The 8,480-nt window shown below is 66.7% G+C and carries 7 protein-coding genes; 6 read left to right on the top strand and 1 reads right to left on the bottom strand.

All coding sequences use genetic code 11. From position 1 onward, the window contains the following. The 6 genes from BGN95_RS03205 to BGN95_RS03180 all read left to right on the top strand — a co-directional run. A partial coding sequence (locus BGN95_RS03205; protein ID WP_286771595.1) for a molybdopterin-dependent oxidoreductase occupies positions 1-398 on the top strand: 398 nt, incomplete at its 5' end. Between the two features lie 66 nt (positions 399-464). Beyond that, the gene (locus tag BGN95_RS03200) at positions 465-1,706 is read left to right on the top strand and encodes an SAM-dependent methyltransferase (protein ID WP_286771594.1); all 1,242 of its coding nucleotides are present in this window, start codon (positions 465-467) and stop codon (positions 1,704-1,706) included. A 10-nt stretch (positions 1,707-1,716) separates the two neighbouring features. Beyond that, positions 1,717-2,961 (top strand): argininosuccinate synthase, encoded by a 1,245-nt coding sequence (locus BGN95_RS03195; RefSeq protein WP_179512507.1) that lies wholly within the window; start codon positions 1,717-1,719, stop codon positions 2,959-2,961. 43 nt (positions 2,962-3,004) lie between these two features. Then, positions 3,005-4,726, top strand: a complete 1,722-nt coding sequence (locus BGN95_RS03190) for a hypothetical protein (RefSeq protein WP_286771593.1) — start codon at positions 3,005-3,007, stop codon at positions 4,724-4,726. Continuing rightward, positions 4,726-6,234 carry a hypothetical protein gene (locus tag BGN95_RS03185; protein ID WP_286771592.1) on the top strand — a complete coding sequence of 503 codons (1,509 nt, stop codon included), beginning with the start codon at positions 4,726-4,728 and terminating at the stop codon, positions 6,232-6,234. The genes BGN95_RS03190 and BGN95_RS03185 overlap by 1 nt, the downstream gene beginning before the upstream one ends. An 86-nt stretch (positions 6,235-6,320) precedes the next feature. After that, entirely contained in the window at positions 6,321-8,015 is a 1,695-nt protein-coding gene (locus BGN95_RS03180) for a hypothetical protein (protein WP_286771591.1), read from the top strand. On the opposite strand, the gene BGN95_RS03175 is transcribed toward BGN95_RS03180, so the two are convergent. Further along, the coding region (locus BGN95_RS03175; protein ID WP_286771590.1) for a GNAT family N-acetyltransferase at positions 8,002-8,480 on the bottom strand (479 nt) is incomplete at its 5' end. The two genes, BGN95_RS03180 and BGN95_RS03175, sit on opposite strands and share 14 nt — an antisense overlap.

Below are 8,480 nucleotides of genomic sequence, written 5' to 3'. Positions count from 1 at the left end.
AGATCACCCGCCACGATTGCGTCGAGGGGTGGAGCGCGATCGCCAAATGGCAGGGGCCGACGCTCGGCTCGGTGCTCAAGGCGGCGGGGCTGCGCGACGCGGCGCGCTATATCGTCTTCACCTGCGCCGATCTCTACGGCGGCAGGCCTTATTACGAATCGATCGACCTGATCGACGCCTTCCACCCGCAGACGATCCTCGCCTGGGCATTGAACGACCGGATGCTGCCGATCGCCAACGGCGCGCCGTGTCGGCTGAGGGTCGAGCGCCAACTCGGCTACAAGCACGCCAAATATCTGATGCGCGTCGATGCGGTCGCCAGCCTCGCCGGCATCGGCAAGGGGCGCGGCGGCTATTGGGAAGATAATGTGGATTACGACTGGTATGCGGGAATCTGAACCGCAGGATACAAAGTCCCAGCCCGGCGTTGCCCGAAGCGAATTTGGCTCTTAGGCTCGCCCCCTATGTCTCTTATCGACCTGTTTCTTTCGCGCGCGGTAAAGCGCGGCCGCCTCACACTCCTCCGCCCCGATGCCAAGCCGGCGAGCTTCGGCACCCCCGAACCGGGCTTTCCCGAGGTGACGATCCGCTTTGCCGACAAGCGCGTCGCGCTGGCGATCGCGCGCAATCCGGCGCTGGGCGCGGGCGAATGCTTCATGAACGGGCGGCTGATCGTCGAGCAGGGCGATGTGCGCGACCTGGTCAACCTGCTGACGATGAACGACAAATGGGAAACGGGGCAAAATAACCTCGATCCCACCCTGATCAGCCGCGTCGCCGGCGCGGTGAAGCATCGCGTCGATCGCATCAACATGGAGCGCCGCTCCAAGAAGAACGTCGCGCATCATTACGACCTGTCGGGCCGGCTCTACGATCTGTTCCTCGATCGCGACAAACAATATAGCTGCGCTTACTTCACCGATCCCGCCAATTCGCTCGAACAGGCGCAGCTCGACAAGCTCGCGCATATCGCCGCCAAGCTCGCGCTCGGGCCGGGGATGAAAGTGCTCGATATCGGCTGCGGCTGGGGCGGGATGGCGCTGTATCTCAACCGCCATTTCGGGGTTGAGGTGCTCGGCGTCACTTTGTCCGAAGAGCAGCTCAAGGTCGCCCGCGCGCGCGCCGAGGCGGCCGGGGTGGCGGACAAGGTGAAGTTCGAACTGATCGACTATCGCCGCGTCACCGGCCAGTTCGATCGCATCGTCTCGGTCGGCATGTTCGAGCATGTCGGACCGCCGCAATATCGCACCTTCTTCAAGAAATGCCGCGACCTGCTCGCCGACGACGGGGTGATGCTGCTCCACACGATCGGGCGAATGGGCGAGCCGGGGGTCACCGACGACTGGACGGTGAAATATATTTTCCCCGGCGGGTATAATCCCGCGCTATCGGAAATCGTCCGCGCTTATGAGGGGCTGCGGCTGTTCCCGACCGATATCGAGGTGCTGCGGGTCCATTATTCGTGGACGCTCGATCATTGGTACGACCGCACCGTCGCGGCGAAGGACGAGGTCGTCGCGCTGTACGACGAGGCCTTTTACCGCATGTGGACCTTCTATCTCGCCGGCGCGTCGGCGGCGTTCCGCCACGGCGGGCTGTGCAACTATCAGGTGCAGCTCACCAAGGGCCGTTTCGCGGTGCCGGTAACCCGCGATTATATGTTCGAAGGCGAACGGGCCTTGCGCGAATCCGCTACGTCTGCATAGGGCGCGCCCTATGAGCGAGAAGATCAACCGCCCGGTCGGCGAAGCCGGAATCAACCGTGTCGTCCTGGCCTATTCGGGCGGGCTCGACACCAGCGTCATCCTGAAGTGGCTTCAGCAGACCTATGGCTGCGAGGTCGTCACCTTCACCGCCGATCTCGGCCAGGGCGAGGAGCTGGAGCCGGCGCGCCAGAAGGCCGAGCGCGCCGGGGTGAAGCCCGAGCATATCTTTATCGACGACCTCCGCGAGGAATTCGTCAAGGATTACGTCTTCCCGATGATGCGCGGCAACGCGCTCTACGAGGGGCTGTACCTGCTCGGCACCTCGATCGCGCGGCCGCTGATCGCCAAGCGCCAGATCGAAATCGCGCGGATGGTCGGCGCCGATGCGGTGAGCCACGGCGCGACCGGCAAGGGCAACGATCAGGTCCGCTTCGAGCTCGGCTATTATGCGCTCGCGCCCGATATCAAGGTGATCGCGCCGTGGCGCGAATGGGATCTCACCAGCCGCACCCGGCTGATCGAATTCGCCGAGGCGCATCAGATCGCGGTCGCCAAGGACAAGCGCGGCGAAGCGCCCTTCTCGACCGACGCCAACCTTCTCCACACCTCGTCCGAGGGCAAGGTGCTCGAGGATCCGTGGCAGGAAGTGCCCGATTACGTCTATTCGCGCACCGTCAATCCCGAGGATGCGCCCGACCAGCCGGAATATATCACGATCGATTTCGAGCGTGGCGACGGCGTGGCACTGAACGGCGAGGCATGCTCGCCCGCGACCTTGCTGACCAAGCTCAACGAGCTCGGCCGCAAGCACGGCATCGGCCGGCTCGATCTCGTCGAGAATCGCTTCGTCGGCATGAAGTCCCGCGGGATGTACGAGACGCCGGGCGGGACGATCTATCACCTCGCGCATCGCGGGATCGAGCAGCTGACGCTCGACCGCGGCGCGGCGCACCTCAAGGACGAGCTCGCCCCGCGTTACGCCGAGCTGATCTACAATGGCTTCTGGTTCTCGCCCGAGCGCGAGATGCTGCAGGCGGCGATCGACCATAGCCAGGAAAAGGTCGCCGGCACGGTGCGGCTCAAGCTCTACAAGGGCAATGTCATCGTCGTCGGCCGTAAATCGCCCAACTCGCTGTACAGCGAGAAGGTCGTGACCTTCGAGGACGATCAGGGCGCCTATGATCAGCGCGACGCGGCGGGCTTCATCAAGCTCAACGCGCTGCGGCTGCGGCTGCTCGGGCGGCGCGACCAATAAGCGATTTAGCCGGGCGTTAACCACGCCCGGCTAGATGCGCTGCATGACCCCCGGCAGCGATCGGCGAATTTTCTATGGCGATATGCTGGCGGCGCTCGCGCTCGCCACGCTGCTGGCGCTGGTCTGGTCGGTCCGCGACTGGCACCAGCTCGCCGCGCTCCGCCTGACCGATACCGACGATGCGATGCGGCTCCAGCAAATTCGCGACTGGCTGGCCGGGCAATCTTTCTTCGATCTTTCGCAACACCGACTGGCCGGCGGTATGCCGATGCACTGGTCGCGCTTGCCCGATCTCGTGCCCGCGGGGCTGATTCTCGCGCTGACGCCGATGCTTGGCCGTCACGGTGCCGAGCTCGCCGCGGTCATCGCCTGGCCGACGATGCTGTTCGCAACCGCGCTGTTGCTCGCCGCGCGCGTCACGCGGCAACTGGCGCCGGACATGGGAAGCGTCGCGGTGATCGTCATGGCGCTGGCCTATCCGGCGACCACGGTCTTCCTGCCGGGAAGGATCGATCATCACAACTTCCAGATCGTGCTTCTCCTCGCCACCGCGCTGGCGCTGGTCCGCCCCGCGACGTGGCGCAGCGGATCGATCACCGGCATCGCCGCGGTGGCCAGCGTCGCGATCGGGCTGGAGATGCTGCCGCTGCTCGTCGCGGCGGGCGTGTGGCTGGCGATCGCATGGATTCGCGCGCAGCCGGGCGCCGATCGGCGGATCCGAGGCTATGCCGTCTCACTCGCCGCCGGGCTGCTCGTGGCGGGCTTCGGGCTGCGATCGGACCAATGGGGCTATCCTGCCTGCGACGCCTTCACCGTCACTTTCTTCCGCGCCGCGATCGCCGCGGCGGGTGGCGCCGCGGGAATCGCCTTGTGCGCCCGCCTCACGCCGTCGCCATTGCCCCGCGCGCTGATCGCGATCGGGTGCGGCGGCGTGGCGACTGCATGCGCGGTCGCTGCCGCTCCGCAATGCCTCTCACCCTATGGCGAGATCGATCCGGTGCTCGCGCATCTCTGGCTCACCCGCGTCGGGGAGGCGCAACCGCTCGCTGCCGCCCCGCTCGCGACGATCATCGGTCAAGCCGGCTTGATGCTGGCCGGGATCGGCGCGGCGGCGTGGCAATGGCGCCGAACCCGCGACGACAGATGGTCGGCGCTGCTGCTGCTGCAAGTCACCGCGCTCGGGGTGACATTATTGCAAATGCGCGGCGCGCATCTCGGGGCGCCGCTCGCGGTGCCGGCGCTCGCCGCGACGATCGGCGCCGCACGCCGCCGCAACGCGCATTGGGCGCTGGCGATCTGGCCCGCGGCGGCCGGCATCGTCTATCCGCTCGCTGCGCAGGCACTGCCCGATCCCACGCAGGCGCGGGCCGGCTCCGCCCCGCCGGTCGCTTCCTGCACCACCCCCGAAGCGCTTGCGGCGATCGCCGCGCTGCCGCCAGGGACGATCATGGCCCCGCTCGATCCCGGCCCCTATATCCTCGCCGCCAGCGCGCACCGCGTCATCGCCGCGCCCTATCACCGCAACAATGCCGGCAATCGCGCAAGCTATGATTTCTTCCTCGGATCGCCGCCGGCCGCGCAGGCCGTCGCCCGCCGGTGGCACGCGGATTATGTGCTATTGTGCGACGACAGCTTGGCCGAACTGACCCCCGCCGAACAACCCAAGGATGCAATGCTCACCCGCCTGCGCGACCGCCGACCCCCGGCCTGGCTCGTCCCGATCGAGATGCGATCGGCGGGCGTGCATATCTGGCGCGTCCGTTGATGCCGCCAGCCAGCGCCGCGCCGCGGCGGACCTGGTGGATCGGCCCGGGGTTCGTCTGGGTCTGCATCCTGCTGTCGACCGTCCCGCTGCTCTGGCCGGCGATTCCGCCGCTGGTCGACGTGCCGGGGCACATCGGGCGCTATCACGTTGCGATCGACCTTTGGCGGTCGGCCGATCTCCAGCGCCATTGGGATTATCATTGGGCGCCGATCGGCAATCTCGGGGTGGATCTGCTGGTCATCCCGCTCGCCAAATGGGTCGGGGTCGAGCTGGCGACCAAGCTGATCACGGTGGCGATCCCGCCGCTGTTCGTCGCCGGGCTGATCCGCCTGTCGCATGCGGCGACGGGGACCCTGTCGCCCTCGGCGGCGCTCGCCTTTCCGCTGGCCTATGGATATCCGTTCCAGTTCGGCTTCGTCAATTTCATGCTCGCGGCCGCGCTCGCGCTTCACGCGCTGGCGAGCTGGATCCGGCTTGCCGATCGGCCGGCGCTGCGCGCGATGATCTTCATCCCCGTCTCGTGCCTGTTGTGGGTGGCGCACAGCTTCGGCTGGGGGCTGTTCGGGCTCCTCGCCTTCACCGCCGAGGTGATGCGGTTGCGGTCGCACGGCTGGCTGCGGGCCGCCGCGCGCGCCGCGCTGATGTGCGCCCCGCTGGCGCTCCCGCTCTTTCCAATGCTGACCGGTGCGGCCGGCCCTGATCACGGCGTTTCCTATAACTGGTTGATGAAGATCGGCTGGCTCGCCTCGCTGCTCCGCGAACGCTGGCAGGCCTATGACGCGGGCTGCGTCACGGCGATCGTGTTCTTTTTCTGGGTGGCGGTGCGCAATCGGGCGAGCTTCCGCTTCGACCCATTGCTCGGCGCGCTCGCGCTGGTCGGGTTCGCGGCCTATCTCGCCCTGCCGCGGCTGCTGCTCGGCGGCGCTTATGTCGATATGCGAATGCTGGGGATTGCGGTGGCGATCGCGATCCTCGCGGTGCACCCGCGCCCCGGCGCGTCGGACAAGCTCGCGCCGCGCCTCGCGCTGGTCGCGACGGGCTTCTTCCTGCTGCGCACCGCGACCAGCACCGCGGCGATGTTGCTATACGCCTCCACCCAGCAGAGCGCGCTCGCCGCGGTGGCGCATATCCCGCGCGGCGCGGGCGTCCTGGTGCTGGTGAACGAGCCGTGCGACAAATGGCGTTCCGATCGGCTGGAGCATCTCGACGGGATCGCGATCGCCCGGCGCGACGCATTCGTGAACGGCCAATGGGCATTGCCGGGGCAGCAATTGCTGCGCACCCGTCATCCCGAGGCGGCGCCCTATCTCGCCGATCCGTCGCAACTGGTCTATCCGCGACCGTGCGAAGCCCGCACCACCGATTTCGCCGCCGCGATCCGCGATTTCGATCGCACAACCTTCCGCTATGTCTGGACGATGGGTTTCGCCGCCCGGCCGCGACTGGCGCGCGACGTGCGGCTGATCTGGTCGAACGATCGCTCCGCGCTCTATCGCGTCGAACCGTAACGGCGCCGATTTTCGCGTCGGAACGAGGGGATGACCGCCCCGCGCCATTGTCCCCACCGGTTTTGCATCCTAGAAACGCCCGCGAGATGATGGGGGATATACCTGACGACCCGCCGCGCTGGTGGCAAACCCGCTGGTTCGTGGCGGCCGCAGCACTGATTGCTATCGTGCCGCTGATCTGGCCTGAGATTCCGCCGCTGGTCGATCTGCCCGGGCATATGGGGCGCTATCGCGTCCAGCTGTCGCTCGACGCCGCGCCGTGGCTCAGCCAATGGTATAATTTCCGCTGGTCGCTGATCGGCAATCTCGGCATCGATCTGCTCATCATCCCCTTTGCCAAGCTGTTCGGGCTCGAACTGGGGGTGAAGCTGATCATCATGGCGATCCCCGCGCTCACCGTCGCGGGGCTGTTGTGGATCGCGCGCGAGGTGCATGGCCGCATCCCGCCGACCGCGCTGTTCGCGCTGCCGCTCGCTTATTGCTATCCGTTCCAGTTCGGCTTCGCCAATTTCGCGCTGTCGATGGCGCTCGCCTTGTGCCTGTTCGCCTTGTGGCTGAGGCTCGGGCGGCTGCGGCGTTTCCGGCTGCGCGCGGCGATCTTCATCCCCGCATCGTGCCTGCTGTGGCTATGCCATACCTTCGGCTGGGGCGTGCTCGGGGTGCTCGCCTTCTCGGCCGAGATGATCCGCGAGCATGATCGGCGTAAGGATGCAGGATCGGGGCATTGGTTCGCCAGCTGGTTCCGCGCCGGGCTGCATTGCATCCCGCTGTCGCTGCCGATCCTGATGATGATCCTGTGGCGCTCGGGCGATCATGTCACCGGGCAGACCACCGACTGGTTCGACTGGCACGCCAAGACGCAATGGCTGCTGATGGTGCTGCGCGACCGCTGGCTGGCGTGGGACGTCGCCGGTGCCGCCCTGCTCTATCTGCTGTTGCTCAAGGGGATCCGTGACCCGGCGATCGAATATTCGCGCAACCTCGCGTTATCGGCGCTGTTCCTCACCGCGGTCTTCCTGCTGTTGCCGCGGATCGTGTTCGGCTCGGCCTATGCCGATATGCGGCTCGCGCCCTATGTCATCGCGATCGCGGTGATCGCGATCCGCCCGCGTCGCACCATGTCGCTGCGCCACGCCGGGGTGCTCGCGGTGCTCGGGCTGGCCTTCTTCCTCGCGCGGATGGGCGGGACGACGATCAGCTATTGGATGTTCGCGCACGATTATCGCACCGAGCTCGCCGCGCTCGAAAAGCTGCCCGTGGGCGCGCGGGTGGTGAGCTTTGTCGGCTACAGCTGCCGTAACGAATGGCGCATGTCCCGGCTCGAGCATCTTCCCGCACTCGCGCTGGAACGGAAGCTCGCCTATACCAACGATCAATGGTCGATGGCCGGCGCGCAACTGCTCACCGCGCGTTACACGATCGCCGGCGGGTTCGCGCACGATCCATCGCAAATCACCACGACGCGCTGGTGCCTGCGCGAATGGTGGCGGCCGATCGGCTATTCGATGGCGCGCTTCCCGCGAGACGCCTTCGATTACGTCTGGCTGATCCGCACCGCCCCGTTCGATCCGAGCTACGCCAGCGACCTCGTGCCGATCTGGCGCTCCGCGGACGGGACGAGCGCGCTGCTCAAGGTCGATCACACCAAGCCCGCGCCCGATATCGCTGACAGCGAACTGATCCCCAAACGATTGCTCGAACTGCGCGACCTGATCCGCCGCAAGCGCGCGGCGGAGGCGGCCGCGGCGGAGAAGGCGAAAGCGGCGGCTAACCCCTCCTGAACGGCGTCATCTGGTTGAGGAAGGCGCGATCCTGCTCGATCGCGTCGCGCTCACGCTCGAGGAAATCGGCCACCGCGCGGCGGAAGCCGGGATCGGGCAAATAATGCGCGGAAAAGGTCGCCACCGGGGCATAGCCGCGCGCCAGCTTATGCTCGCCCTGCGCCCCGGCCTCGACCGTCGCCAGCCCGCGCGCGATCGCGGCATCGATCGCCTGATAATAGCATAATTCGAAATGGAGGAAGGGCACCTCCTCGACGCAGCCCCAATAGCGGCCGTAGATCGCTTCATCGCCGATCAGGTTGAGCGCGCCGGCGATCGGTCGCCCGTCGCGCTCGGCGAGGATCAGCAGCACACGATCGCCCATCTTCTCCCCGAGCAGCGGAAAGAAAGCGCGCGTCAGATAGGGCCGGCCCCATTTGCGGCTGCCCGTATCCTGGTAGAAGCCCCAGAAGGCATCCCATTCGC

Origin of the sequence: Sphingomonas sp. 66-10, from assembly GCF_001897045.1 — a bacterium.
Lineage (GTDB): Bacteria > Pseudomonadota > Alphaproteobacteria > Sphingomonadales > Sphingomonadaceae > Sphingomonas > Sphingomonas lycopersici.
This window is presented reverse-complemented; position numbering and strand designations above follow the sequence as displayed.

Excerpts from the sequence above, each read along its gene's own strand:
- BGN95_RS03195 (WP_179512507.1), top strand. The coding sequence starts at position 1,717 with ATGAGCGAGAAGATCAACCGCCCGGTCGGCGAAGCCGGAATCAACCGT.
- BGN95_RS03190 (WP_286771593.1), top strand. The coding sequence starts at position 3,005 with ATGACCCCCGGCAGCGATCGGCGAATTTTCTATGGCGATATGCTGGCG.
- BGN95_RS03200 (WP_286771594.1), top strand. The coding sequence starts at position 465 with ATGTCTCTTATCGACCTGTTTCTTTCGCGCGCGGTAAAGCGCGGCCGC.
- BGN95_RS03180 (WP_286771591.1), top strand. The coding sequence starts at position 6,321 with ATGATGGGGGATATACCTGACGACCCGCCGCGCTGGTGGCAAACCCGC.
- BGN95_RS03185 (WP_286771592.1), top strand. The coding sequence starts at position 4,726 with ATGCCGCCAGCCAGCGCCGCGCCGCGGCGGACCTGGTGGATCGGCCCG.